The sequence below is a fragment of the Georgenia ruanii genome, from assembly GCF_009193175.1.
Classification (GTDB): Bacteria; Actinomycetota; Actinomycetes; order Actinomycetales; family Actinomycetaceae; genus Georgenia; species Georgenia ruanii.
Window position 1 is genome coordinate 98,974 of sequence record NZ_VUKE01000003.1, and the last position, 24,278, is coordinate 123,251.

At 75.9% G+C, this 24,278-nt stretch carries 29 protein-coding genes; 13 read left to right on the forward strand and 16 right to left on the reverse strand.

Annotated elements, in window-relative coordinates; translation table 11 throughout:
* Positions 1 to 121 precede the first annotated feature (121 nt).
* Entirely contained in the window at positions 122 to 1,465 is a 1,344-nt protein-coding gene (locus tag GD880_RS04905; protein WP_193314363.1) for a heparan-alpha-glucosaminide N-acetyltransferase domain-containing protein, read from the reverse strand.
* 436 nt (positions 1,466 to 1,901) lie between these two features.
* On the opposite strand from GD880_RS04905, the gene GD880_RS04910 reads away from it, so the two are divergent.
* The 3 genes from GD880_RS04910 to GD880_RS04920 all read left to right on the forward strand — a co-directional run bounded on the left by GD880_RS04910 (position 1,902) and on the right by GD880_RS04920 (position 3,982).
* Positions 1,902 to 2,726: an alpha/beta fold hydrolase gene (locus GD880_RS04910; protein WP_152230506.1), complete on the forward strand. Its 825-nt coding sequence runs from the start codon at positions 1,902 to 1,904 to the stop codon at positions 2,724 to 2,726.
* Positions 2,719 to 3,273, forward strand: coding sequence for a TetR/AcrR family transcriptional regulator (locus tag GD880_RS04915; RefSeq protein ID WP_152230507.1), 555 nt, complete (start codon positions 2,719 to 2,721; stop codon positions 3,271 to 3,273). Before GD880_RS04910 ends, GD880_RS04915 begins: the two co-directional genes overlap by 8 nt.
* A 61-nt stretch (positions 3,274 to 3,334) precedes the next feature.
* Positions 3,335 to 3,982 (forward strand): CYTH domain-containing protein, encoded by a 648-nt coding sequence (locus tag GD880_RS04920; RefSeq protein WP_152230508.1) that lies wholly within the window; start codon positions 3,335 to 3,337, stop codon positions 3,980 to 3,982.
* 50 nt (positions 3,983 to 4,032) lie between these two features.
* Here GD880_RS04920 and GD880_RS04925 read toward each other — a convergent pair whose 3' ends face one another.
* Positions 4,033 to 4,359 (reverse strand): antibiotic biosynthesis monooxygenase family protein, encoded by a 327-nt coding sequence (locus GD880_RS04925; RefSeq protein ID WP_152230509.1) that lies wholly within the window; start codon positions 4,357 to 4,359, stop codon positions 4,033 to 4,035.
* 114 nt (positions 4,360 to 4,473) lie between these two features.
* On the opposite strand from GD880_RS04925, the gene GD880_RS04930 reads away from it, so the two are divergent.
* Both GD880_RS04930 and GD880_RS04935 read left to right on the forward strand, forming a co-directional pair.
* Positions 4,474 to 4,815, forward strand: coding sequence for a nuclear transport factor 2 family protein (locus GD880_RS04930; RefSeq protein ID WP_152230510.1), 342 nt, complete (start codon positions 4,474 to 4,476; stop codon positions 4,813 to 4,815).
* Positions 4,816 to 4,863: 48 nt separating this feature from the next.
* Positions 4,864 to 5,349: a GNAT family N-acetyltransferase gene (locus GD880_RS04935; protein WP_152230511.1), complete on the forward strand. Its 486-nt coding sequence runs from the start codon at positions 4,864 to 4,866 to the stop codon at positions 5,347 to 5,349.
* A gap of 31 nt (positions 5,350 to 5,380) precedes the next feature.
* Here GD880_RS04935 and GD880_RS20230 read toward each other — a convergent pair whose 3' ends face one another.
* Positions 5,381 to 5,527, reverse strand: coding sequence for a hypothetical protein (locus GD880_RS20230; RefSeq protein ID WP_193314364.1), 147 nt, complete (start codon positions 5,525 to 5,527; stop codon positions 5,381 to 5,383).
* 337 nt (positions 5,528 to 5,864) lie between these two features.
* Between GD880_RS20230 and soxR the strand changes: the two genes are divergently transcribed.
* Entirely contained in the window at positions 5,865 to 6,299 is a 435-nt protein-coding gene (gene soxR, locus GD880_RS04940) for a redox-sensitive transcriptional activator SoxR (protein ID WP_152230512.1), read from the forward strand.
* A 144-nt stretch (positions 6,300 to 6,443) separates the two neighbouring features.
* Here soxR and GD880_RS20235 read toward each other — a convergent pair whose 3' ends face one another.
* The gene (locus GD880_RS20235; protein ID WP_193314365.1) at positions 6,444 to 6,581 is read right to left on the reverse strand and encodes a hypothetical protein; all 138 of its coding nucleotides are present in this window, start codon (positions 6,579 to 6,581) and stop codon (positions 6,444 to 6,446) included.
* A 469-nt stretch (positions 6,582 to 7,050) separates the two neighbouring features.
* Here GD880_RS20235 and GD880_RS04945 point away from each other — a divergent pair, with 469 nt between their 5' ends.
* The 3 genes from GD880_RS04945 (at position 7,051) to GD880_RS04955 (ending at position 9,426) form a co-directional block, all read left to right on the forward strand.
* Positions 7,051 to 8,025: a threo-3-hydroxy-L-aspartate ammonia-lyase gene (locus GD880_RS04945; RefSeq protein WP_152230513.1), complete on the forward strand. Its 975-nt coding sequence runs from the start codon at positions 7,051 to 7,053 to the stop codon at positions 8,023 to 8,025.
* Between the two features lie 24 nt (positions 8,026 to 8,049).
* A complete protein-coding gene (locus GD880_RS04950) occupies positions 8,050 to 8,382 on the forward strand; it encodes a VOC family protein (RefSeq protein ID WP_152230514.1) in 333 nt (110 codons plus the stop codon).
* A 201-nt stretch (positions 8,383 to 8,583) separates the two neighbouring features.
* The gene (locus tag GD880_RS04955) at positions 8,584 to 9,426 is read left to right on the forward strand and encodes an SDR family oxidoreductase (protein ID WP_152230515.1); all 843 of its coding nucleotides are present in this window, start codon (positions 8,584 to 8,586) and stop codon (positions 9,424 to 9,426) included.
* Positions 9,427 to 9,460: 34 nt separating this feature from the next.
* On the opposite strand, the gene GD880_RS04960 is transcribed toward GD880_RS04955, so the two are convergent.
* From GD880_RS04960 to GD880_RS04970, 3 genes are all read right to left on the reverse strand, one after another.
* Complete coding sequence (locus tag GD880_RS04960) at positions 9,461 to 10,249, reverse strand: ion transporter (RefSeq protein ID WP_152230516.1); 789 nt, start codon at positions 10,247 to 10,249, stop codon at positions 9,461 to 9,463.
* A 43-nt stretch (positions 10,250 to 10,292) separates the two neighbouring features.
* On the reverse strand, positions 10,293 to 10,532 hold the full coding sequence (locus GD880_RS04965) for a hypothetical protein (protein WP_152230517.1): 240 nt from the start codon (positions 10,530 to 10,532) through the stop codon (positions 10,293 to 10,295).
* A 139-nt stretch (positions 10,533 to 10,671) separates the two neighbouring features.
* Positions 10,672 to 12,366: a patatin-like phospholipase family protein gene (locus tag GD880_RS04970; protein ID WP_152230518.1), complete on the reverse strand. Its 1,695-nt coding sequence runs from the start codon at positions 12,364 to 12,366 to the stop codon at positions 10,672 to 10,674.
* Positions 12,367 to 12,495: 129 nt separating this feature from the next.
* Here GD880_RS04970 and GD880_RS04975 point away from each other — a divergent pair, with 129 nt between their 5' ends.
* Positions 12,496 to 13,611 (forward strand): YihY/virulence factor BrkB family protein, encoded by a 1,116-nt coding sequence (locus tag GD880_RS04975; RefSeq protein ID WP_152230519.1) that lies wholly within the window; start codon positions 12,496 to 12,498, stop codon positions 13,609 to 13,611.
* Here the strand turns inward: GD880_RS04975 and GD880_RS04980 are convergent.
* The 4 genes from GD880_RS04980 to GD880_RS04995 all read right to left on the reverse strand — a co-directional run bounded on the left by GD880_RS04980 (position 13,599) and on the right by GD880_RS04995 (position 17,284).
* Positions 13,599 to 14,069, reverse strand: a complete 471-nt coding sequence (locus GD880_RS04980; protein ID WP_152230520.1) for a DUF4383 domain-containing protein — start codon at positions 14,067 to 14,069, stop codon at positions 13,599 to 13,601. The genes GD880_RS04975 and GD880_RS04980 overlap by 13 nt on opposite strands.
* A 196-nt stretch (positions 14,070 to 14,265) precedes the next feature.
* Entirely contained in the window at positions 14,266 to 15,189 is a 924-nt protein-coding gene (locus GD880_RS04985; protein ID WP_152230521.1) for an alpha/beta hydrolase family protein, read from the reverse strand.
* Positions 15,190 to 15,325: 136 nt separating this feature from the next.
* Positions 15,326 to 16,705: a hypothetical protein gene (locus tag GD880_RS04990; RefSeq protein WP_152230522.1), complete on the reverse strand. Its 1,380-nt coding sequence runs from the start codon at positions 16,703 to 16,705 to the stop codon at positions 15,326 to 15,328.
* A 114-nt stretch (positions 16,706 to 16,819) separates the two neighbouring features.
* Complete coding sequence (locus GD880_RS04995; protein ID WP_226909390.1) at positions 16,820 to 17,284, reverse strand: RNA polymerase sigma factor; 465 nt, start codon at positions 17,282 to 17,284, stop codon at positions 16,820 to 16,822.
* Positions 17,285 to 17,592: 308 nt separating this feature from the next.
* On the opposite strand from GD880_RS04995, the gene GD880_RS05000 reads away from it, so the two are divergent.
* Complete coding sequence (locus tag GD880_RS05000) at positions 17,593 to 17,955, forward strand: lipocalin-like domain-containing protein (RefSeq protein WP_152230524.1); 363 nt, start codon at positions 17,593 to 17,595, stop codon at positions 17,953 to 17,955.
* Between the two features lie 31 nt (positions 17,956 to 17,986).
* On the opposite strand, the gene GD880_RS05005 is transcribed toward GD880_RS05000, so the two are convergent.
* The 3 genes from GD880_RS05005 to GD880_RS05015 form a co-directional block, all read right to left on the reverse strand.
* On the reverse strand, positions 17,987 to 19,102 hold the full coding sequence (locus GD880_RS05005) for a carboxylate-amine ligase (protein WP_264372268.1): 1,116 nt from the start codon (positions 19,100 to 19,102) through the stop codon (positions 17,987 to 17,989).
* Between the two features lie 112 nt (positions 19,103 to 19,214).
* Positions 19,215 to 20,000 (reverse strand): hypothetical protein, encoded by a 786-nt coding sequence (locus tag GD880_RS05010; protein WP_152230526.1) that lies wholly within the window; start codon positions 19,998 to 20,000, stop codon positions 19,215 to 19,217.
* 10 nt (positions 20,001 to 20,010) lie between these two features.
* The gene (locus GD880_RS05015; protein WP_152230527.1) at positions 20,011 to 20,196 is read right to left on the reverse strand and encodes a S1 domain-containing protein; all 186 of its coding nucleotides are present in this window, start codon (positions 20,194 to 20,196) and stop codon (positions 20,011 to 20,013) included.
* Positions 20,197 to 20,355: 159 nt separating this feature from the next.
* On the opposite strand from GD880_RS05015, the gene GD880_RS05020 reads away from it, so the two are divergent.
* Both GD880_RS05020 and GD880_RS05025 read left to right on the forward strand, forming a co-directional pair.
* The gene (locus GD880_RS05020; RefSeq protein WP_152230528.1) at positions 20,356 to 21,204 is read left to right on the forward strand and encodes a nucleotidyltransferase family protein; all 849 of its coding nucleotides are present in this window, start codon (positions 20,356 to 20,358) and stop codon (positions 21,202 to 21,204) included.
* Between the two features lie 60 nt (positions 21,205 to 21,264).
* Positions 21,265 to 22,167: an ATP-grasp domain-containing protein gene (locus GD880_RS05025; protein WP_152230529.1), complete on the forward strand. Its 903-nt coding sequence runs from the start codon at positions 21,265 to 21,267 to the stop codon at positions 22,165 to 22,167.
* A gap of 14 nt (positions 22,168 to 22,181) precedes the next feature.
* Here GD880_RS05025 and GD880_RS05030 read toward each other — a convergent pair whose 3' ends face one another.
* Both GD880_RS05030 and GD880_RS20605 read right to left on the reverse strand, forming a co-directional pair.
* The gene (locus GD880_RS05030; protein WP_152230530.1) at positions 22,182 to 23,231 is read right to left on the reverse strand and encodes a zinc-binding dehydrogenase; all 1,050 of its coding nucleotides are present in this window, start codon (positions 23,229 to 23,231) and stop codon (positions 22,182 to 22,184) included.
* Positions 23,232 to 23,320: 89 nt separating this feature from the next.
* Positions 23,321 to 24,214 carry an MOSC domain-containing protein gene (locus tag GD880_RS20605; RefSeq protein ID WP_226909391.1) on the reverse strand — a complete coding sequence of 298 codons (894 nt, stop codon included), beginning with the start codon at positions 24,212 to 24,214 and terminating at the stop codon, positions 23,321 to 23,323.
* Positions 24,215 to 24,278 lie beyond the last annotated feature (64 nt).

Consider the following 24,278-nt stretch of genomic DNA (forward strand, 5'->3'; position numbering starts at 1 on the left):
GCGCTCCCTCGGCTCGGCTGGCGCCAGCGTAAGGGACGCGGTCCGACAGGTTCGGCTCGCCGGCCGCGCGCCGCGCGCCGCGGGGCAGGGTGTGGGCCGCCGCCTACGACGCCTCAGCCGGTCACCGGGCCGTGCTACCCGGGGGGTCGCTCGCCGGCCGGTCCGCGGGGTCGGACCCGATGCGGCGATCGGAGGGGCGGGACTCGGTGCGCGGAACCGCGGGAACAGGAGCGAGGTGGCCGCCGCGCCGATCCACGCCCGACCGGTCAGGAGCGGCCAGCACCGCGGCCCGCGCCCGGTTCGCCCCCGCCGCCACGAACCGCTCCAGCGGGCCCTGCCCGAGGTACTTGTGCCACAGGACCGCGAACGGCAGCGCCACGGCCATGATGACGAGGTACCGGGCGAGGAGGTTGTCGCCCATCAGGTCGGAGTCCGCCAACGGGGTGTGGGCCGAGTAGATGGTCAGCGTCATCGCCCCGGCCACGCCGATCGGCCACAGCAGGCGCCGGGCGGCGGGGAGCTTCGTCACCAGCAGGACGGCGCCGAGGACGGCGATCGCGCAGCCCAGGGTGTGCAGCATGTCCAGCGGTGTGCCGGAGTGATGGACGAGGAGGCCGAGCCACCACCACGAGGGCACGGTTTCCGAGTCCCAGACCACCTGGTCCGGCGTCGCCCCCGCGCCCGCGGCGAGGAGGTGCTGCAGACCGCCCAGGGGGTAGAGCACCAGCCACGAGACGAACCAGGTGACGACCGCCGTCGCCAGGCCGCCGACGAGCAGACGGCGGGCCACCGTCGTGGAGGACAGGTTGAGCCGCCCGATGGCCAGGCCGGCGCAGATGTAGGCCATGTTGGTCACGGCCGGGAAGTCGCCCGTGACGAGCAGCTGCTGGGCGAAGCCGACCGGGTCGGTGAGGGGGGAGGTGAGCGTGAGCGGGTCGAATGCGGGGCTCCAGCCCAGGGCGTAGGACGCCAGCAGGATCAGCGGGCTGACCACGACCAGTCCGCCGGCGATACCCGCGAGCGTCCGCGGGCGCAGCCCGACCAGCGGGATGGCGAGGAGGAAGAACGCCCCGTAGTAGGCCAGGATGACCGAGATCGTCGCGACGTAGCCAAGGGCCAGGCCGATGGCGCCGATCAGCACGGCGCGGGCGGCGATGTTCGCGCGGGCCGCGCGCCGGGCGCGGCCCTGCACGGGGTGCCGCCCGCCGGTGATGAAGGCCAGGCTGATGCCCGCGACCATCACGAACAGGGTGGCCGACCGTCCGATCACGGTCATCCCGGCCAGTGACGGCCCGCCGTCGGGTCCCAGCGGGTCGTAGATGTTCGCGGCCAGCATCGCCACGAGGGCGATCCCGCGGGTGACGTCGACGCCCAGGAACCTCGGCTTGCTCGGCGCGCCGGTGTTCCGGACCGGCGCCGCGACGGCGGCATCCGGTGCGGCACCCACCTCGTGGTGTGCGGGCATCCTCGTCACCTCGATCTCTTGCTCGTGCGTCATGACGTCGTCGGCGGGGACCGAGAGGTGGCGCTGCGCCGGCTGGACAGGTGGTCGGATGACGCGCCGCGGTGGTGATGCGGTACGGGATGTGATCCAAGGACCGGAACCTGAAAATGTGCCGAGAGACCGCCTGAAATGTGCCGAGAGGCCGGTCGGACCGTGCGGGTGACGCGGAGTTGTCCCGGTGCGCCAGCCCATCTCGCTGCGCTCCCGAGGCGCATCCCGGGCGCTCACGAGCGCTCCCGAGGTGAGCCCGAGACGGCGTTCCCGACGTGCACCTGCCGGCGTTCCCGAGAGGCACCGGCACCCGGTGCGGGGTGAAGCGCTTGACAGGGCGAGCAAGCAGGCTAAGAATATTAGCCAATCGGCTAATAGGGTTAGCCATGAGAGCTGGAGGCAGAAAATGGGCGCGACCCAGTGGATCGAGCGGCCCGGTGGTCGCGTCGCGTACGACGTCGAGGGTGAGGGGCCGCTCGTCGTCCTCGTCCCGGGCATGGGGGACCTGCGCCAGGAGTACCGCTACCTCGGCCCGCAGCTCCTGGCGGCGGGGTATCGCGTGGCCACCACCGACCTGCGCGGCCACGGCGACTCCGACGCCGGCTTCGACGCCTACGGCGACATCCCCACGGCCGAGGACGTGCTGGCGCTGGCCGACGCGCTCTCGCCGGACGCTCCGGTGGTGCTCGTCGGCAACTCCATGGGCGCCGCCGCGGTGTGCTGGGCGGCCGCCGAGCGGCCCGATCGCGTCGCCGGCCTGGTGCTGCTCGGTCCGGTCGCCCGTGACGTCCCGATGTCCCCGGTCCTGGGCTGGCTCATGCGCGCGGCCCTCACCCGGCCGTGGGGACCCGCCGTCTGGCCCGCCTACCAGCAGTCGCTCTTCGCCGGGCGCCCCCCGGCCGACCACGCCACCCACCGCGCCCGGATCCGGGCCTCGTTGCGCGACCCCGCGCGCTGGCGGGCGTTCCGGGCCACCGTCACCACGTTGACCCACGCCCCCGTCGCGGCCCGGCTGGGCGAGATCGGCGCGCCGGCCCTGGTGGTCATGGGCGGGAAGGACCCGGACTTCAAGGACCCCGCGGCCGAGGCGGCGTGGCTGGGCGAGACGCTCGGCGCCGAGGTGCTCGTGCGTCCCGCCTCGGGCCACTATCCCCACGCCGACGACCCGACGGCGGTCGGCCCCGCCGTCACCGCGTTCCTGGCCCGCCTGGCACTGCGCGCCGATGCCTAGGGCCGGCCTGACCCCCGAGCGGGTCGTCGAGCTCGGCTGCGCGGTGGCGGACGACGTCGGCTGGGAGGGCCTCACCCTCGCGGCCGTGGCCCAGCGCGCCGGCGTGCGGCTGCCCTCCCTGTACAAGCACGTCGGCAACGTCGAGGACCTGCGCACCCGGATCGCGGTGCGCACCCTCGACGAGCTGCGCGCGGCCCTCGTCCCCGCCCTCGAGCGCGGGGAGGGGCTGGCGGGGCTGGCGCGGGCGTACCTGACGTTCGCCCGCGCCCACCCGGGCCGGTACCCGGCCGTGATCCGGGCGGCCGGCCCGGACGAGCCTGAGCTCGCCGCGGCCGGCGGTGCCCTGCTCGAGGTCATCGACGGCGCGATGGCCGCCTACGGCCTGGAGGGGGACGACCTGGTCGACGCCGTGCGGATCGTGCGCAGCGCCCTGCACGGCTTCGTCGCCCTCGACGCCGGTGGCGGGTTTCGCATGGCCCGCGACGTCGGGCGCACCTTCGAGCGCATGGTCACCGGGCTCGACGCGGCCCTGAGGGCGCTGGCCTGAGGGCCGGCCGCGGCCCGCGCGCCCGGCCCGCGCACGGGTCCGCCGCGGGTACGTTCGTGCCATGAGCGACACCGGGTGCGGCGACTTCGAGTTCGAGCGGAAGTTCTTCGTCCGCGAGCTCCCCGCGGTGGTGCGCACCGAGCCCGAGCCGGTCCTCATCGTGCAGAGCTACTTCCTCGCCGCCGAGGGCTACGCGCTGCGGATCCGCCTGGCGGCACCCGCCGGCGAGCTCGACCCGGCCGCCGCCGCGGCGGCGGACGACGCGCTGCTCGCCGCGCTCGCCGGGAAGGTGAGCTTCTGCGAGCTCACCGCCAAGGGGCCCTACGTCGGGGGCACCCGCTACGAGGCGGAGCGTGAGCTCGACCCCACGGTCGGGCTCCACATGGTGCGACTGGGCGGCCAGCGGGTGGTGAAGTACCGGCACTCGGTGTGGCTGGGCAGCGACGGGTGGGTGCTGGACGAGTTCCTCGGCGCCAACGCCCCGCTCGTCGTCGCCGAGTGCGAGCGCGGCGGGCCCGTGACCGACCTGGCGATCCCCGACTTCTGTGTCACCGAGGTCACCGACGACCCCCGCTTCGCCAACGACGCCCTGGCCGGCGCACCGTTCGCGACCTGGCGGGACCGGTTCGACGCCGAGCTCGCCGAGCGCGGGCCGCGCTTCCTCGAGGAGTTCGGCCACAACGAGCTGGGCCTATCCTCGGACGCCTGACCCCGCCGGCCGATCGCTTCGACCGAACCCGCCCGTGCGGCAGGTCGCCCTCAGGCGCCCGCGCCCCCGCGGCTGCCACCGGCCGGGACGAAGCTCCACAGCTCCGCGGCGAGGCCGACCGGCCGGGGGTGCTCGCCGCCGCCGTGCGGGTGCCCGTGGCCGAAGCTCTCCGAGTGCACCCAGGCGTCGTAGGCCTCCTCGTCGCGCCATCGCGTCACCACCAACCACGTGGTGCGCCCGTCGGTGGGCTGGAGCAGCTCGAAGCCCTCGAAGCCGTCCACGCCGTCCACCGCGCCGGCGCGGTGCGCGAAGCGCCGGGCGAGCTCGTCGCCGCTGTCGGCCGGGACGGTGATGGCGTTGATCTTGACGATGCTCATGGCGCCATCATCGCCCCACCGCGAGCGCGGGCGCTCCCCGGCCGGTGTCCCGGGGCCGACGTCGCCGTCGTTCTGACCGTGCGCCGCGGGCGTCGCGCCCCTACCTTGCTGCTCATGCTGAGCCTCGCGACCCTGATGGCCTCCGAGCGCGAGCTCGCGCACGGCGACGGCGCCACCTACCGGCGGCTGCTCACCGAGGACGCCCTCGTGGTCGTCCCCGGCATGGTGCTCGACGTCGAGGCGTGCGCGCGGGCCATGGACGCCAGCCCGCCGTGGGAGCGGGCCGACTTCGCCGACGCCGCCCTCGTGCCCATGGGCGCCGCCGCGGCCGCCGTCGTCTACACCTTCGAGGGGGTGCGGTCGGGCACGACGTACCGGGCCGTGCTCTCGAGCACCTACGTCCTGCGCGACGGCGTCCCGCGCCTGGCGCTGCACCAGCAGACGCCCGTCACCTGAGCGCCCGAGCCGGCGCCGCTCGCCCCCGCGTCCTGGCACCATCACGTCATGGGCGTGACCGTCAGCGCCGCCGCCGTCGCCGAGTGGCGGACGGTCAGGCAGGTGCGCCTGCGGGCCCTGGCCGCCGACCCGGCCGCGTTCGGTTCCACCCTCGCGCGCGAGCTGGCGTTCGATGACGACCTCTGGCGCGAGCGGGTCGCGACCGGCCGGACCTTCCTCGCCCGCCGCGACGGCGCGGTCGTGGGGATCGCCTCGTTCTACGCCGAGCCCGGACGGGAGGACGAGCGTCAGCTCGTCGGCATGTGGGTCGCGCCGGAGGCCCGCGGGTCCGGGGTGGCAGCGGCCCTGGTGGGGGTGGTGCGCCGGGCGGCCGCGGCCGAGGGGGCGACCCGGCTGACGCTCTTCGTCGCCGAGGGCAACGAACCCGCCCGCCGGCTCTACGAGCGCCTCGGCTTCCAGCCCACCGGCGAGGTGCTGGAGCTGACCTCCGACCCCTGCCGGGGCCAGGAGCGCTACGCCCTCGCCCTGGCGTGAGACGGCGGTCGCCAGGCCTCGCCGGGCGCCTTCACCGCCCTTGATTGCCGTGGCGCGGGCGGGGCAGGAACCGCGTGCCCTCCGGGCGCCGGCCCAGGCGGCGGACCCAGGCGGCGTCCCGGGCCTCACGGATGAGTTCAGCGTTGCGGTACTCGTGCAGCTGGAGCCAGTGCTCCATGCGGGTCTCCTTCGATCTGGTGAGTCGAGGTCGGGGCCGGTCGGCCGGGTCGGCCGGGGCAGCGGGCGGTGCGGTGCCGAGCGCGGCTCAGGTGCGTCGAGGGCTCGCCGTCGCGACTGTCGGCCAGGGCCGCGGCCGGGCCGGCGGCGTCGTCGGTCATCACATCGTTCTCCCAGGTCAGGTGTCGTGCCGCGGTGGGAGCACCTGAGAGGACGATGCATGTTCAAGTCGACTTGAGGTCAAGCCGGGCGTCGCGCGCCCAGGCCACGCGGCGACGGGTGCGTCCGGTCGTGGCCGGTGCGCTCCCCGGGTGGCGGCGTCCCGCTACGGTGGGCCCGTGCCCCCCGCCGCGACGCTGACCATCGGTGAGCTTGCCGCGCGGTCCGGTGCCGCGCCGTCGGCGCTGCGCTACTACGAGTCGCGCGGCCTCATCTCCTCCGAGCGCACCGCCGGCAACCAGCGGCGCTACCCCCGGGCGATGCTGCGCCGGGTGGCCTTCGTCCGAACCGCCCAGCGGGTCGGGCTCTCCCTCGACGAGATCGCCGAGGCGCTGGCCGGGCTGCCCGGGGGACGCGCCCCCGCGCGGGCGGACTGGGCCCGGCTCTCCGCCACCTGGCGGCCCCGCCTCGACGCGCAGATCGCCCGGCTCGAGCGGCTGCGCGACAAGCTCGACGGCTGTATCGGGTGCGGCTGCCTCAGCCTGGACCGGTGCGCGCTGAGCAACCCCGACGACGAGGCGGCCGTTCGCGGCCCGGGCGCCGTCTTCCTCTGAGCCGTCTTCCTCTGACAGGACCTTCCGGGCTCCGGCCGCGACGGCCCGGCGGGCGCGGCGTCGGGCATCCATCTACCCCCCGCGCCGCGCGGGAGAACGACAGGACCGCCGACCCCGTGGGGTCGGCGGTCCTGTCGGTCCGGCTCACAGGCCGGCGTTGCGGTGACGCCGCAGGTAGACCGTCGAGCGTCGCTCACGCGAGGCGCCGCGGCGGCGGTGCGCCGCCTCGGCCTCGCGGATGAGGTCGAGCGCCCGCAGGTCGTGCAGTTCCAGCCAGTTCATCTGCTTCTCCGTCTCATGTACTGCTGCTTGGTCACGGGAGCGCGGTACGGGGTGGGCGTGTTGGCCACCGGCGCGCCGCGCCGGATGGTGCGTGCGGTGCGGGGATCCATGGGTGTCCTTCCTCCGGTGGGACCCAGCGCCGGGCGGTCGCTGGAGCGTGGGGCGCGGGCACGCCGGTGCGCGCGCGGTCGCGGCCCGCAGGGGGAGCGGGCGTGATCGGGGGGTGCGCGGTGGAGGCCGCGTGGCGGGACGTCGGCGGAGGCGTCCCCCGCCGGATGCGTCAGGCGGTCGTCATGCGGGCGGCGCCCGCGATGCCGGCGGGAGTGGCCCCGCGGACGGCGCTGCCGACGACCTCGTTGCCGGCGCGGCACACGATCTCAAGGTGGTCGGTGAACATGACCTCATCCCAGCAGGTGGCCGCGCCGGGCCGCAACGTATTTTGCGCCGTCGTGGGTGGTTGACTCCTCGCATGGTCGACCTGCCCACCTACGACGACGTCAGCGCGGCCGCCGACCGGCTGCGCGGCCACGCCCACCGCACTCCGGTGCTCACCTCTCGCCGGCTGGACGCCGAGCTCGGGCTCCGGGTGTTCGTCAAGGCGGAGAACTTCCAGCGGGTCGGCGCCTTCAAGTTCCGCGGCGCGTTCAACGCGCTGTCCCGCTTCACCCCCGAGCAGCGCCGGGCCGGGGTGGTGGCCTACTCCTCGGGCAACCACGCCCAGGCGGTCGCTCTCGCCGCCCAGCTGCTCGGCGTCCCGGCCACCATCGTCATGCCGCTCGACTCCCCGGGCAGCAAGCTGGCCGCCACCCGCGGCTACGGCGCCGAGGTGGTCACCTACGACCGCTACACCGAGGACCGTGAGGCGATCGGCCGGGCGCTGGCCGCCGAGCGGGGCCTGACCCTCGTGCCGCCCTACGACCACCTCGACGTCATCGCCGGCCAGGGCACCGCCGCCCGGGAGCTGCTCGAGGAGGCCGGCGAGCTCGACGCCGTCGTCGCGCCGCTGGGCGGCGGCGGCCTGCTCGCCGGCACCGCGCTGGCCACCCGGGCGCTGAGCCCGCGGGCCCGGGTGTACGGGGTGGAGCCGGCGGCCGGCGACGACGGCCGCCGCTCGCTGCAGGAGGGTCGCATCGTGCACATCGACCCGCCGCGCACCATCGCCGACGGGGCGCAGACGCAGCACCTGGGCGAGCTGACCTTTCCCATCCTGCGCCGCGAGGTCGCCGCGGTCCTCACGGCCACCGACGCCGAGCTCGTCGACGCCATGCGCACCTTCGCCGCCACCTTCAAGATCGTCGTCGAACCCACCGGGGCGCTGGCCCTGGCGGGGCTGCGACGGCTGGCCCCCGAACTGGCCGGCGGGCGCGTCGGCGTCATCGTCACCGGCGGCAACGTCGACGTCGACCGCTACGCCGCGCTGCTCGGCGGGTCGCTTCCGGCCTGACCGGCCCGCCCGTACCGTGCGGGCATGAGCCTCACGCCGCACGCCGTCACGTTCGACGCCGAGGACGCCCTGCGCCTCGCCCAGTTCTGGTCCGCCGCCCTCGGCAAGGCGGTGCGCGACGGCGGGACGGCTGATTTCGCCGTCGTCGACGACGGCGCCTACCTGTTCATCAAGGTGCCGGAGGCCAAGACCGCCAAGAACCGGATGCACCTCGATCTCGACGCCGAGGACCGCGAGGCCGAGGTCCAGCGCCTGGTGGCCCTGGGGGCCGCCCGCCTCGCCGACCACGACGACGGCACCCGCTGGACCGTCCTGGCCGACCCCGAGGGCAACGAGTTCTGCATCCTGCAGAGGTGACTCCGCCCGGTCGCGCCGGCGCGGGCCCGCCGCGCGCGGCTCGCGCCTGCCCCGCGCCGACCCGCCGCGCGCGGCCCGACGGGCGATGGTAGGCAGGGGACATGTCCCAGGCACAGCCGTTCCAGCCGAACCTGCACCCCGAGCGCGACGGCGTCCCCGCCGCCTGAGGGCCTGGGCGCGGGACGATCGAGAGGACCCGCCATGCCCAGTCCCGCGATCGCCGTCACCGGCGCGACCGGCCGGCTCGGCGGGCGGGTCGCCCGCCGGCTCGCCGCCGCCGGGGTGCCCCAGCGGCTGGTGGTGCGCGACCCCGAGCGGGCCCCGCAGCTGCCGGGCGCGGAGGTGGCCACCGCCGGCTACGACGACGGCCTGGCCGTCGAGGCGGCCCTGCGCGGGGTGCCGACCGTGCTCCTGGTCTCCGCGAGCGAGTCGCCCGACCGGCTGCGCCAGCACGAGACCTTCATCGACGCCGCGGCCGCCGCCGGGGTCGAGCGGGTCGTCTACATCTCCTTCTACGGCGCCGCGCCGGACGCCACCTTCACCCACGCCCGCCTGCACTGGGCCACCGAGCAGCACCTGCGCGCCTGCGGCCTGGCGTTCGTGGCGCTGCGCGACAACCTCTACCTGGACTTCATGCCCGCGCTCGTGGGCGACGACGACGTCATCCGGGGCCCGGCCGACGGTGGCCGGGTCTCCGCCGTCGCCCAGGACGACATCGCCGACGTCGCCGCGGCCGTGCTGCTCGACCCCGCCCGTCACGACGGCCGGGTCTACGACCTCACCGGGCCCGAGGAGCTCACGCTCGCCGAGGCCGCCGCCATCCTCTCCGCGCACCTGGGCCGCGAGATCCGCTTCCACGACGAGACGGTGGAGGAGGCCTACGCCTCCCGCGCCGGCTTCGGCGCCCCCGGCTGGGAGGTGGACGGCTGGGTGAGCACCTACACCGCCATCGCGGCGGGCGAGATGGCCGGCGTCTCCGACGTCGTCCCCCGACTCACGGGCCATCCCGCCACCTCCCTGGCCGAGCTCCTGGCCCGCAGGTAGGCCGGCGCGCGACCGCCTTCCGCCGGCGGCGCGGTCAGCCGCGCTTGCGCAGCAGCGTCTGCAGCTCGGCGAGCGTGGCCCGCTGCTGGTCGATCAGCCGGGACATCTGGTCGATGCGCTGCTGCGCCTCGCGCAGCGTCGGAGGCGCCTCGGACGTGGGCTGCCCCCGGTGCGGTGTCAGGAAGAAGTTCGCCAGCCAGCCGGTCAGGGTGCCGAAGATGCCGACGCCGACCACGATGATGCCGACGCCGAGCGCCCGGGCGGGGTTGCCGACCGGATAGGTGTCGCCGTAGCCCACGGTCGACATCGTCACGATCGTGTACCACAGCGCGTCCGAGGCGGTGGTGATGTTCGCGGCGGGCTCGGTGCGCTCCAGCTGGAGCATGCCCACGCTGCCGAACTGCAGCACGAGGACGCCGATGAGCAGCACGGTGAACAGGGCGCTGCCGGCCCGGTCCGAGACCAGGCTGCGGGCGATGTTGGCGGCACCGTAGCGGCGCAGCAACCGGACCACCCGGACGAGCCGGAACACCCGCAGGATCTTGACCTGCGGGAACGGCAGGCTCGCGAGGAGGTCCGCCCAGCCGAACTGGCGCAGGAAGTAACCCGAGCGCGAGGGGGCTCGGCGCAGACGGGCGACGAAATCAGCCAGGAAGACGACGCTGAGGAGCAGGTCGATCGCCTGGATGACCGTCTGGGTGGCGGGATCCCGCAGCAGGACCACCAGCACGAGGTTGACCAGCGACAGGATCGACAGCGCCCCGACGAAGATCTCGTATCCGGTGTTCCCCAGCTCACGGTGGGCCGCGGTGGTGCCGGTCATCCCCATCCCTCCTCGCAGCGCCGATCGGGTCCGCGACAGCGGCTTACCGGGGGTGGGCCCGGCGTGCGTGAGCGACGAGGCCCTCGGCGACCGGTGGGGGCAGGCCGAGGACGTCTTCGAGGTAGGCGACGTCGTGGCCGTGACGGGCCGCCGACCAGGCCACCCAGAGGCCGGCGACCTGGGAGCCCGGTGCCTGCCGGTACGGCGCCGGCAGCTGGGCGCGGAGGTCGTCGAGGTGGTCGCGCCCAGGGTCGGGGGCGCTGTCGCGGTGCTGCGTCGCCATGGCGCTCGAAACCTCCGAAGGCGGCCCGCCGTGGGGCGGACCCTCGACAACGAGGGTGCGGCGTGGTGCCCGGCCCGGGCAAGGCCCCGACGGCGTCACCGGTACCCAGAGGCGCGGGGCCCAGCTCGGGTACCCGTCCTCAGCGGGCCCAGGTCGGGGCGATTGCCGGCTCCCAGGGGTGGGCCTCGAAGGTGCGCCACCAGTCGCGCGCACCGGGCGGCAGCCAGCCCACGGGCGCCTGGTCGACCAGCGCCCGCAGCCGGTGCTTGAGGGCCACGAGCTCGGTGAGGTCCGGCGCGTCGGTGCCAGGGTCGGCGTCCGGCCGGTTCTGGCCGGCGCCGCGTCGGTCACGATCCTCGTCCGGGGCGCCGCGGAGCGCACCGTTGCCGGACGCCCCCGCCGCCGGGGCGAGCAGCTCGGCCTCGTGGTGCCAGATCTGCCGGCGCAGCGTGACGATGTCGCGCACCAGCTGCGCCTCCTCCGCCGTCGCGCCCTCGCACACCTCGGCCGCCCGCAGGTAGCCGTAGTCGATCGCGATCGCCACCAGGCCCGGGTCGATGGTCAACGCGTCGTGGACGTCGAGCTCGGGCGCGACGACGACGCAGCCGGCCGCCCGGGCGTAGGCCACCTCGTCGCGCAGCGCCTCGTCCGACATGATGCCGGCGGTGCTGCGCAGCACGATCGAGAGCATGTCCTTCTCGGCATAGCTCTCCTGGCGCGGCACCCCCGGCGGGGACGCGACGACGGCGAAGCACCGGGTCACGCCGAGGTGCTCGAGGGCGATCTCCGCCGGCAGCGACTCGCGCACCCCGCCGTCGACGTAGTGCTCCTCGCCCAGGCGCACCGGCGGGAAGACCGCGGGGATGGCGCACGAGGCGACGATCCCGTCGACCAGCGGCAGCGGTGCCACGCCGGGCACGGGCGCGTCGGTCCGGCCCACCAGCCGCCCGGTCTCGGTGACGTAGCGCAGCTCGCCGGACTCCAGGGCGACGACGGCGACCCGCAGCGTCACGCCCGAGGTGGCCACCCGCTCGGGACGGAACACCTCGGGGTCGAGCAGGTGCGCGACGATCGGCCCGGGCCGGTACATGGACCGCTCGCGCCGCGCGCCGCGCACGATGACCTCCAGGTCCGGGCGCGCCCGGCCCGCCTCCCGCAGGGCGGTGAGGATCTCGACGACGTTGATGGGGTTCCAGCTGCTCCCCGCCGTCGGCCGCTCGGCCTCCACCGCCTCCCGAGGGGCGCCCGCGGCGCGCGTGCCCTCGGGCGCCGTCGCCGCGGCCGGGCTCGACGCCGACGGGCTCGGCGCACTGTCCGGGGTCAGGGCCGAGGGCAGGGCCCCGTCGTGCGAGGTGGGCTCCGCGCCGTCGGCCCCCGCCCGGGGGAGCTTGCCGGCGGCCGCGGCGCCGCGGCGGAAGGGTGGCCCGGCGTAGTGGGTGGCGTGGCTCGCCACCCGCGAGAAGGTGCGCCCGAGGGAGCCCTGCCGCCGCTGCTGCCGGGAGAAGGCCTTGACCCATTCGGGGCCGCGCTCCCGCAGCCGGCGGTACCACTCCTGCTCGGTGAACATGTCGGCGTCCGCGCGCATGGCGCGCCAGATGCGCTCGAGATGGTCCAGGGCCCGGCGCTGGCCCTCGTGCTCGGCGGACTGTGCCAGCACGGCGCCGAGGATCGCGCCGGCCGACGTGCCCGTGATGACCTGCGGGGTGATGCCGGCCCGGTCGTAGAGGTAGCGCAGCGCCCCGATCTGGAAGTCCGACCGGGCCCCGCCGCCGCTGAGCACGAGGCCGACCACCTCGGGGCGGACGGGGCGCCGCGACCAGGGCTTCCACCTCATGGACCCAGGCTATCGGGCCCCCTCCGCGGCCCGGCCCGGCGCGCGGCGTCCCGTCGGGCGTGCTTGTCTGAGCCTCGTCGGCGGCGTCGGCGCGTCCCGGTCGCGCCGCCACCTGAGGAGGAGGGCGAGATGCCGCAGGACCTCGGGTACCCGGGCCCGCCGCTGCGCCGGGTGGAGCCCGTCGTGCCCGGCCGGCGCCCCTCGCGCCGCTTGATGCTCGGCAAGGCGGTGCGCGACTTCTTCTCGCACGACTGCTGGGACCGCGCGGCGGGCCTGACCTACTTCGGCGTCGTCTCCCTCCCGCCACTTGCCGTGGCCCTCGCCTCGGTGCTCGCCGTCCTCGGCCAGGGCGCGAGCACCGAGGCGATCCTCGACGTCCTGCGCATCCTCGTGCCCGACGACCAGGCGCTCGCCACCGTGAGCGAGCCGGTGCTCGCCGTCCTGCGCCACCCGGGGGCGGGCTGGTCGCTCGTCATCGGCCTCGCCACCGCGCTGTGGATGGCCTCGGGCTACGTGGGGTCCTTCGGGCGGGCGATGAACCAGATCTACGGGGTCGCCGAAGGGCGGCCGCTGTGGAAGCTGACGCTGTGGCACCTGGTCACCACCGTCATCCTCGTGGCCTTCGCCGCGCTGGTCGCGGTCCTCCTCTTCGTCTCCGGGCCCGTGGCCCGCGCCGTCGGGCAGGTGCTCGGCCTGCAGGAGGCCACCCTCGTCGTCTGGGAGGTCGCCCGGTGGCCGGCCCTGCTCGCCGCGGCGATCCTCGTCGTGGCACTGCTCTACTTCGCCACCCCGAACGTGCGCCACCCCCGGTTCCGGTGGATCTCCCCGGGGGCGGTGCTCGCCCTCGGCCTCGGGGCGGCCGCGTCCTACGCGTTCAACGTCTACATCGAGGCCTTCGGGCGCCTGGACCTCACGTACGGCCGGGCGCTGGCCGGCGTCGTCGTCTTCTTCGTCTGGCTGTGGATCATCAACATGTCCCTGCTGCTCGGCGCCGAGCTCGACGCCGAGATCGAGCGCGCCCGTCAGCTCCGGTCCGGCATCCACGCCGACCGGGGTGTGCGCGTGGTGGTGCGCGACGCCCGGGCCATCGAGCGCTCGGCGCGCCGGCGCCAGGCCGACGAGGCGCGCTCGCGCAGCCTGCGCGAGTCGCACGGCTGGTTCCACGAGGGCGACGACGCCGGCCCGGCCCCCGACGCGGCCGAGGGCGGCGCCGCGGGCCACGACGGCCCGCCTCAGGGCACGTAGCCCGCGGCGGTCGGGGCCGCCTTGCGCCGGGTGAGCGCCACGCCGAGGACGATCATCACGACGCCGAGGAGGAAGTGCAGCCAGTTGTCGGCGGTGTTGACCGGCACGAAGTTGACCGGCGACGCCTGGTCGATGATGAGCCCGTAGAGCCACAGCGCCAGGTAGATGACACCGCCCCAGACGAGGTAGCCGCGCGCGGCGGCGACCGAGCGCGACAGCACGATGCCGGCGATCCCGAACAGCAGGTGGACGATGTTGTGCAGGATCGAGACCTGGAAGATCCCGAGCAGCATCGCCGAGGACCGGTGCCCCGCGACGGCGATGAGGGTGTAGTGGCTGGTGATCCCGGGAACGAAGCCCAGGACGCCGACGACGAGGAAGACGATGCCGAGGACCAGGGCGGCGGTCTGGACGCTGGTGCGCTTGGGCTGGCCGGCGAGCGTCGGGTTGGTGGACATCGGGGCCTCCGGGGGTGACCGACCTCGGCGGGGCAGGCCGCGCCCGCCGGTGTGCGAGCGGCGGGCCCCGGGCGGTGCCGGGCGCTGTCCACCCCGGCGGCCCACCATGCTGTCCTCCTTGAATGCATGCGGGTCGCTCCCAGGCTAGGGAGCGGCCCGGCGGCGCGCATCGGGACGTCGTCGGGCCGATGCCGTCTCAGGCGGTCGAGACCACCCGGCGAGCGACCCAGGACGCCACCAGCTCCGTCACCCGCGGGTCCACCGGATGACGTACGTCCGTCCTGTAGGTCTTCAGCGTCGGGGTTCCGGCCTGGTGCCGGAGGATGTGGTTGAGGTCCGGCACGAGGACGGTCTCGACGTCGCCCGGGACGAGGCCGGCGAGGGTCTGAAGGTCCTCGGGCGGGACCTGCACGTCGTGGTCACCGGTGAGGGCCAGCACCGGGGCGGTGATGGTGCCCAGGTCCGTGCGCGGGTCGTAGGCGAGGAACTCGCGGTGCCAGCGGGCGTTGAGCCGGCGGCCGCCGATCCGCGCGACGTCGGTGCGCGTGGCCTTGATCTTGCGGTGGTTCTTGCTCACCTGGGCGGCGAAGTCGATGCGCAGGAGCCGCAGCACGCCGCGGACCAGGGTCGGCAGGCTCGGTTCGACGGCGCGCGCCTGCCACCGGAGGGTCTCCTCGCCCGGGCGGGCGGTGGGGGAGAGCAGCACGAGCGCGGCGAGCGGCGTGCCGCGGCCGGCGAGCGCGGTGGCCACCAGCGCACCCTCGCTGTGCCCGACGACGAGGACGCGGTCGGCATCGACACCGCCCTGGCCGCGCAGCGCGGCCAGGGCCGCGCCCGCGTCGTCGACGTTGTCCCAGAACCCGGCGCGGAGGAAGTCCCCCTGGCTCGCTCCCGCCCCGCGCTTGTCGTAGCGGAGGGTGGCGACGCCGGCCTCGGCCAGCGCGACGGCGAGCTGGCGCTGGATGTCCAGGCGCAGGCTCTTGTGGTTGCCGTCCCGGTCGATCGGGCCGCTGCCGCTGACGAGGAGCGCGGCGGGCCACGGGCCGGCGCCCTCGGGCACCGCCAGGGTGGCGGCGAGCGTCAGGGCGCCGGAGGGGAAGGTCAGGGTGGTCTCGCGCATCGGGGGCCTCCATCGGGCTGGCTGTTGTCATGACCTTCGTCGCCGTCCGCGACGCGGTCCGCCCGCTGCAGGAGAACCGCCCGGGCGACGGGCGCACCCGCCGGCTGCTCACCACCGTGCTCCTACTGGCGGACGATCAGGACGCCAGGTCCAGCGCCTCCTCGGCCACCGCCAGCACGGACCAGGTCCCGTCGTCGGACGTCAGCTCGTAGGCCGGCACGAGCAGGGCGGTGCCATCCGGGTCGGTGTAGGCGGTGAGCCCGAGGCGCGCCCCGGTCACGGTCACCTCGCGCACCGGCCAGGCAACCGGCGCGCCGCGCCGGGCGGGCGCGGGGGGCCGGCCGGGGGAGGTGGCAACCGCGGTGTCCGGGGCGGGTCGCGGCTCCACCGACCCGCCGGCCGCCAGCATCGAGACGCCGCCGAGGGGCCCGAAGCGCGGGTCCATGAGGCGCTCCACCGCCGCCGCCGGGGCGACCACGGGGTAGTCGCCGAGGTCCACGAGGGGCGCGAGCGGCCCCGAGGCCGACACCACCCCGGCCCCGCTGAGACCCACGTACCACTGGACCCCGGTGCGCTGACCGGCAACGACCTGGTGCGCCAGCACGGTCGTGACCGGCTCGGTGGCTCCCGGCACCTCGTACTCGAAGCCCGCGGGGTCCAGGCCGATCGCGGCGAGGAGGTCCCGCACCCGGCCGGTGGCGGCCTCGGCGTCGGGGCCGGGTCCCGTCTCCGTCGAGCAGGCGCCCGCCGTCCCAGAGGAGCCAGAGGAGCTGGAGGAGCCCGCGCCGTCCGCCGGCGCAGGTTCCGCCCCGCCGGGGGCGGCCGCGGCGGGCTCCGCTTCGGGGACGGGCATGGCGGGTTCCGCCGTCCCGGAGCATAGGTACGGGTCCGCCGCGGGGTCGTGGTAGCTCAGCCCGGCCTGCCCGTCGGGGAAGACGCTGAGCGAGGCGCCCGTGCCGTCCGCGGGCCCGACCTGCCACACGCCGTCGCGCTGCTGCGGGTCGCCGGTCACTCCGAGCGCGGCCGCGACCGCTCCCACCCGGTCGGCGGAGAGCACCGCCGGGGCGTCGAAGGCCCAGGCTGCCGCGCTCTCGGCCGCGGTCGGCAGGCCCTCGGCCCGGAACACCGTGCGGCCGGTGGCCGACGGCCAGAGCATCGTGGCGTCCGTTGCGACGCCGCGCTCCTGTGCGGGCCCAGCCGACGACGAGCCGATCGCCGGGACCGGCAGTCCGATCGGCGGCGCCGCGGGTTCCGACCGCCCGAGCAGGAAGCCGCCGGCGCCCACCACGGCCGCGCCGGCCACGGCGGCGGCCACCCGGACCCATCCGGCACGCCGCTTGTGGGCGGCGGCCAGGGGGACGACGGCGCCGAGAGTGCCGGACGCCGGGAGGTCGCCGGCGAGTCGGGCGTCGACCGCCTCGCGCAGGCGGGGCAGGTCCGTCAGGGCGGTCGCGGCCGGGTCGGCCGCGCCGATTCTTGCGAGGGCGTCGTCGGCCTTGTCCTCACGGTGGGTCACGTCTGCCTCCTGCGGGGTCGCGCGTCCGGTCGTCCCGGACCGTCTCACCCCGCATATGTCTCGGGACCCGCGCATCTTGCACCGACGGCCCGTACGCGGCCCGGACCGGCTTCCTCAGGCGTCCCAGGCGGCCGCCAGCCGGGCCCGTGCCCGGGACAGGGCGGCGTCGGCGCCGCCGCGGCTGATGCCGAGCACGGCCGCAAGGTCCTCCCCGGTCAGTCCCTCCCACGCGTGCAGCAGCAGGATCCGGCGGTCTCGTGGTGAGAGCGCGGCGAGGGCGGCGCGCACGGCCTGGTCCGCGATGACCAGCTCGGCGGGGTCGACGTCGTGCGCCTCTGGCGGGGTCTGCCCGCTGGGAGTGGCGCGCCGCCGGCGGCGGTGGTTGGCCAGGACGTGTCCCGCCGTGCGGTACAGCCAGGGCAGTTCCGCGCCGGCCGGCACGTCCGCGCGGCGTCGCCAGGCGATGGCCATGACCTCGGCGGCCAGGTCCTCCGCGTCCGCCGGCGCACGGCGCAGGAGGTAGCGGTGCACGCGCGGGGCGTGCGCGCGGAACAGACGCTCGAACCACTCCTCGTCCACCGCGGCTCCCTGGTCCCGGTCCTCCGGCTGGCGCCGCTGCGTGGCGACGGCGCGCGGCGCTGCGCGCCGTCGTCGGCGGCACTGGTCATCTTGCCGGTGGGGGCCGGTCATGTGCCGCGAACGGCCGAAGAATCGGACGACGAGCGGGCGACGCGGGTGGGTCTAGACCCGCCGCGCAGCGGGACGGCACGGCGGCCGAGCCTCTGAGGTGCGAAGATGCCCGGGGCCCGGGCTACCGTCTGGGCCTTCGCGCGGCGCGCCCGGCCTCCGGGTGCGGCCGCACCGCTTGTCCATGGAGGGGGACGGACATGTCCGAAGTGAACACCCCGGTGCGCGATCGCAGCGACCGGCTCCCACTGAGCCTGGGCGACCAGCTCGTCGGGGCCTGGACCCTGGTGGGACCGGACGACGACGCCGAGGGGCTGCTGCTGCTCACCCCGGACGGGTACGCCGCCGTCCAGCTCGCCGGCGGCGACGCCGCGCCGCTGGCCTCCGTGGGACCGGTCCGGCTGGACGAGGCCGCCGGCACCCTCACCTTCGACCTGCCCGCCGCCGCGCTGGTGGAGCGCCTGGGCGCCGAGCACCAGGTCACCCTCGACGGCGACGAGCTGCGGCTGCACCGCGACGGTGCGGCGCTGACGTGGCGGCGCGCGCGGGTCGTCGCGGCCTGAAGCCCGGCGCGCGGCTCCCGGCGCGATCCGCTCAGTCGGCGCCCGCGGTGACCTGGACGGCGTCGTCGACGACGGCGGTCAGGCTCCCGGTGCGCCGGAGGACCTCGCGCTGACGCCGGGCGCCCGTGCCGCGCCGCAGGACGGTGGCCACCCGCTCGTCGACCAGGTCCTCGTCGCCCAGGCCGCGCAGCGCCGGCCGGACGTGCTCGACGAGGTCGGCCACGACCTCCGGTGCGGGCCGCGGCGCCGCTGTCACGGGGTCGAGGAGCACGCCGTCGAGCCCCTCCCGCGCCGCCTGCCAGGCGGCGAGGCGCAGGACCACGCCGGGTATCGGCGGCGCCGGCTCCCCGGCCGCCCACTGCTGGGCCGCGGTCTCCACCAGCGCCCGGCACAGCGTGGCCACGAGCGCGCCGTCGGCGGCGTGCAGGCACACGTCGGCGATGCGGATCTCCACGGTGGGGAAGCGGTGCGAGGCGCGGGCGTCGAAGTAGATCATCCCGCGGTCGAGCAGCACGCCGGTCGCGACCATCTGGGCGATGAGCGCCTCGTAGGCGGCGGCCGAGCCCTGGGTCTCGATGGGGCCGGTCGAGGGCCAGCGGTGCATGACGAGGTGGCGGTAGCTCGCGTACCCCGTGTCCTCGCCCTGCCAGAACGGGGAGTTGGCGGTGAGCGCGAGCAGGACCGGCAGCCACACGCGGACCCGGTCGAGCACCGCCACGGCCTCCTCGGCGTCCGTGACCGCGACGTGCACGTGGCAGCCGGAGCTGAGGTGCTGGCGACCCACGATGCCGAACCGCTCGACCATCGCCGTGTAGCGGGGCGAGGGGACGATCTGGGGCTGCACCGCGGCGGGATAGGTCCCGAGCGCGGCCACCGCGGCGCCGACCGCCCGGGCCGCCTCCGCCGTCGCCGCCCGCCAGGCGCGCAGCTCCGTCTCCAGCCGGGTCATGCTGGCGTGCGGGCGAGTGTCGGCCTCGACCTGCTGCTCGGACATCTCGTGGACCATCTCGCCGCCGGGCCCCTCGCCGGGGAGCCGATCCGTGCCCGCCGCCCGCGCCTGCGCGAGGACCTGCCCGGCCGCACCGAGCGCACGCCCGCTGCCGGCCTCCACGAGGAAGAGCTCCTCCTCGATCCCGACGGTGCGCACGTGCACAGTCTGAGGCAGTCCGGCCCGCTCGGCACCCGGCTTCCGCGGGCGCTCGGCACCGGGAACGTGCCCGCGCCGGGTGCGGACCGCGACCGCCACGTCGGCGGGTGGTTCACTCCAGCGGGGTGCGGCGCTGATGGTTGCTCGCGTCGGGGCGCCGGATGTCGCGGGGCGGCCCCGGCTGGTAGCCGTGCGGGGGCCGGGTGAGGTGGTCCACCGGCGGCCAGGTCGTCGGTGGTAGCGACGCGGACTCGAGCCACCACACCTCGGCGCTGGCCCGGTGGCGGGTGAAGCCCATGCGCGCCCAGGAGCGTTCGATCGCGGTCTGCGCCACGCGACGCTCGGCGGCGAGCATCTCGGCCCAGCCGTCGGGTCGGGGGACGAGCAGGACGGGGAGGTGGTCCCGGCCGAGGGAGAACCCGTCGATGAGCGTGCCGGCGAAGGGCGCGCCGAGTCCGTGTCCGCGGCACCACGGCTCGAGCGTGACGTGCTGGATCAGCAGGGCGGCCTGGGCGCTGGTGTGCGGGGACAAGGTGCCGCCGGTCCGGCGCAGCAGCGCGCTCATGGCGGCGGTGTCGCTCATGAGGGACGTGACGTGGGCTGCGCTGGTGGGCCGGGACAGCGCGCGGTTGATCCGGCGCAGCAGCGCGGTGCTGGCGACGGAGTCCCGGGTGAGGACATCGAGCTGGTCGGCGACGGCATTCCCGCCCGAGCGGAGGTCGGCGAGGAATCCCATGGAGCTGCCGAGCAGGAGGGTCGGGGCGCCGTGGCTCTCGAGGTAGAGGGAGGCGCCCCAGGGGCGCAGCAGCGGGGTCTGGTCGGCGAGGCCGGCCCCGTGGAAAACGGTCAGGCTGACGACGCTGGCGGGTGGCGGTTCGCGAGCCGGAGCATTCCGCACGGCGGGTGTCCTAGAGGGGCCAGGTGCTGGCGGCCTGGGAGCCCCGGCCGACGTCCGGCTCGCCCGCCTGGCGCACTTCCGCTGATCGGAAGGCGATCGCGGAGGCGGGGACCACGACGTCGCCGCCGCTGTCGGCAGCAGCGAGGAACCCGTTTCCCCTTCCGGTGTCGACCCACGTCACCGATCCGGTGGTCATGGCGCACTCCCCCCGCTGGACGGTCCGGTCGCCCGACGCGCTGTGCCCTGACAGTAGGCCAGCGCGGTTGCTCGAGGCAGGGCGAGACGACCATCGTCCGATGGACGGTGCGAGGGGTATCCGCTCGCCCGAGGGGGGCGGCGCGCGCACAATCGAGCCGTGACGAGCGGCACCGCCTTCGGCCGCGAGGCGCTGGACAGCCTCGCGCAGCGGCTCGCGGCCGTCGAGGGCGTCGTCGGCACGGTCCTCGGGGGCAGCCGTGCCCGGGACGAGCACCACCCCGGCGCCGACGTGGAGCTGGCCCTGTACTACCGCCCGCCGCTCGACATCGCCGCGCTCGGGACGATCGCCCGCGAGGTCGACCGGCCGACGGCGACCGTCACCGCACCCGGCGAGTGGGGGCGGTGGGCCGACGGCGGCGCCTGGCTGCACGTGGGCGGGGTGGTCGTCGACTGGAGCTACCGCGACCTGGGCCGGGTGCTGCGCGCCTGGGACGACGCCCGCGACGGCACCTTTGACTTCCACCACGCCGTGGGGCACCCGCTGGGGGTGCCCGACTTCGCCTACGTCGGCGAGCTGGCGCTCGGCGTCGTGCTGGCAGACCCCACCGGCGAGCTGGCGGTCTGGCACGAGCGGTTCCAGGACTACCCGGAGGCACTCGCCGAGGCGCTCGTGGCCTCGCTGTGGGAGGCCAACCTGCTGGTGGAGGTGGCGCACCGGGGCGTGCCGCGCCACGACACCACCTACGTCGCCGCGTGCCTCGCCCGCGCCCTGCTCATGTGCGCCCACGCCATCCACGGCCGGGCGGGGCGCTGGCTGGTGGACGAGCGAGGCGCCATCGCCGCCGCCGACCGGCTGCCCGGGGCCCCCGAGGGGTTCGCCGCCCGCGCGCACGCCATCCTCGCCGGCCTCGACACCGCCGCCGAGCCCCTGGAGAGCGCGCTGGCCGCCGCCGTCGTCCTCGTGCGCGACGTGGGCAAGCGGCTGCGGAGCCGGCCCGCCGCCTGAGGACGGCTCCGCCTGGGCCCGGGCTGGCGCGCGGCGGGTGCGACGTGGTGGGGTCCTCCCATGCCGAACACCTCCGACCGTTATCTCGTGGCCGCCCCGCCGCCCGCCACCGAGGACGCCCCCGCCGACGTCCTCCTCGTCACCGGGCACACCGAGGCCGACCCGGAGGCCCCGCTGCTGGTGGCCGAGCTCGTGGCCCGCGGGGTGCGGGCCGAGGTGCGGCCGTGGGGTCCGGGCACGGACTGGGCCGCGGCGCCGCTGACGGTGGTGCGCAGCCCCTGGGACTACATCACCCGCTGCGCCGAGTTCCTCGCCTGGGCGGGGGCGGTGGCCGAACGGTCCGCGCTCGTCAACCCCGCCCAGGTGCTCGGGTGGAACGCGCACAAGGGCTACCTCGCCGACCTCGCCGCCGCCGGCGTGCCAGTGGTCCCGACCATGCACGTCCCCGCGCGGACCGCGGAGCTCGGCGCCGTGCTGGGGCGCTTCGACGGCGAGGTGGTCCTCAAGCCGGCCGTCTCCGCCGGCGCGGCCGGGGTGCTCCGGGTGCCCGCCGACGCCCCCGGCGCCCTGGAGCACCTGGCGGGGCTGACCACCGCCGGCGACGCGCTGGTCCAGCCCTTCGTGCCCGCCGTCGTCGAGCGCGGCGAGACCTCCCTGGTGTTCTTCGGCGGGGCCTACAGCCACGCCGTGCGCAAGGTGCCGGCCGCGGGCGACTACCGGGTGCAGGGCCACCACGGCGGGCAGACCCGGGCGGTGGAGCCGACGGCGGCGGAGCTGGCGGTGGCGGCCCACGCCCTCGCCGCGGTGCCGGGCGAGGCCGCCTACGCCCGGGTGGACCTCGTGGACCTCGACGGCGCCCCGGCGCTGATGGAGCTCGAGCTCATCGAGCCGGACCTGTTCCTCACCCACGCCCCGGGCGCGGCCGGCCGCTTCGCCGACCACCTCCTGACGCTGCTCGGCTGACCGGGCGGGGCACGTCAGGGGCGCAGCATCACCTTGATGGCCTCGCGCCGGTCCATCGCCGCGTAGGCGTCGGCGACGTCGGCGAGGGGCACCGTGCGGTCGAAGACCCGGCCGGGCGCGATCCGGCGGGCCAGGACGTCGGCCAGCAGCTCCTCGATGTAGGCACGCACCGGCGCGACGCCGCCGAGCAGGTTGACGTTGCCGTTGAACAAGGCCTTGATCGGCAGCTGGGAGACGCCGTTGGGCACGCCGACGTACCCGACGTTGCCGCCCGGGCGGGCGCTGGCGATCGCCTGCTCCATCGAGGCCTGGTTGCCCACCGCCTCGATGACGACGTCGGCGCCGGGGCCGGAGGTGAGGTCGCGCAGGGCGGCGGCGCCCTCCTCCCCGCGCTCGGCGATGATCTCGTCGGCGCCGAAGGAGCGGGCGACGGCCTGCCTGTCCGGATGCCGGGAGAAGGTGATGACGCGGTCGGCGCCCAGCCGCTTGGCGGCCAGCGTCGCGCACAGCCCCACGGCACCGTCGCCCACGACGGCGACGACCCTGCCCGGTCCGGCGCCGCCGCGGACCGCGGCGTGGTGGCCGGTGCCCAGGACGTCGGTGAGGGTGAGGACGGAGGCGAGCAGGTCCTCGGCCGGGGCCTCGGGCACCTTGACGAGGGTGCCGTCCGCCAGCGGCGCGCGCACGTACTCGCCCTGCCCGCCGTCGACGAGGTCGCCGTCGCGGTCCGGCCCGGCCCAGAAGCCGCCCCGCACGCAGGAGGTCTGGATGCCGTTGCGGCAGTTCACGCACACGCCGCAGCTGTACGAGAACGGGGCGACGACGAAGTCCCCGGGGGTGAGGGTGCGGACCTCGTCGCCGACCTCCTGCACGACCCCCACGAACTCGTGCCCGATCCGGCTGCCCGGCTTCACCGGCACCACGCCGCGGTACCGCCACAGGTCCGAGCCGCACACGCACGCGGCGACCACCTTGACCACGGCATCGGTGGGCCGGATCAGCTGCGGGTCGGGCACCTCCTCGAGCCGGACGTCCTGGGGGCCGTAGATCGTCGTCGCACGCACGAGCCCGATCGTAGGGCGCGGCCGCGATCCGGGCGCGGCCGCGCGGTGCGGGGCGGAGATGCACCGCCGCCGCGCGGCCGCTGGCCCAGCTACGTCGTGATCGCGGAGCCCGGCCGGATCTCTCCGTCGCTGAGGATGTCGACGCGCAGCCCGCCGCGGTGGATCAGCGGGCGCAGCAGACCCGGCCCGGCCAGCCGCTCCAGGTGGGCGCACGGCTCGGCGAGCCGCAGCCCGCGGCAGCGGACGTCGCCGATGCGGAAGTCGCGGCCGACCAGCGCGTTGACGTCGATCCCCCGGGTGAGGACGTTGCGCCTGGTGCTGGCGAAGTCCAGCGCGGCGTCCCGGGCGGTGAGCTCCTCGACGACCTCGGCGGCGATCAGCGTGAGCTCGTAGCCGGGCCGGTGGCCCGCCCGGGGGCTGAAGGTGCCGGCCTGGCGCGCGTAGCGGTCGCCGTCCAGCCCCCGCCCGGCGATCGCCCGCGCGACGTCGACGATCCGCATCGGCGCCTCGGCGTCCGGGGCGATCGCGATCTGCTCGACGGTGCCGGAGAGGGCCGGCTGCGCGGCCTGGGGCGCGAGCACCGGGTCCAGCGACGCGACGACGTAGGCGGCGTCGATGGGCAGGTCCGCGGTGGCCCGGCCGAGCAGGGCGGGGTCCTGCGGGCTGAGCACCACGCCGGGCGGGGTCCCGAACGCCAGCGCGGCCGCCTGCCGCCGGGGCCCGTCGGCGGACGGGCTCGCGCTGCCGTCGACGACGGCGATCCACCACCCCGCCCACTGGAAGGACCGGGGGTCGGCGAGGGGCACCAGGCCGGAGCCCCAGCCGGCCAGCCAGCCCTTCCATGCCGCGAGGGCGTGGGGGAGGGGCTCGTCGGCCAGGGCCGGGAGCTCCGCCAGGGGCACCTCGGTGACGGCCGACAGGCAGGCCGCGAAGCCGCGCACGAGCGCGCTGCCCGGCCCGTCGGGCAGATCGACCTCGAGCATCTCGCCTCCATGGTGGGCGCCGGCGATGGCGAAACACCGCGATGCTACCGGCGAGCGTGCCGAG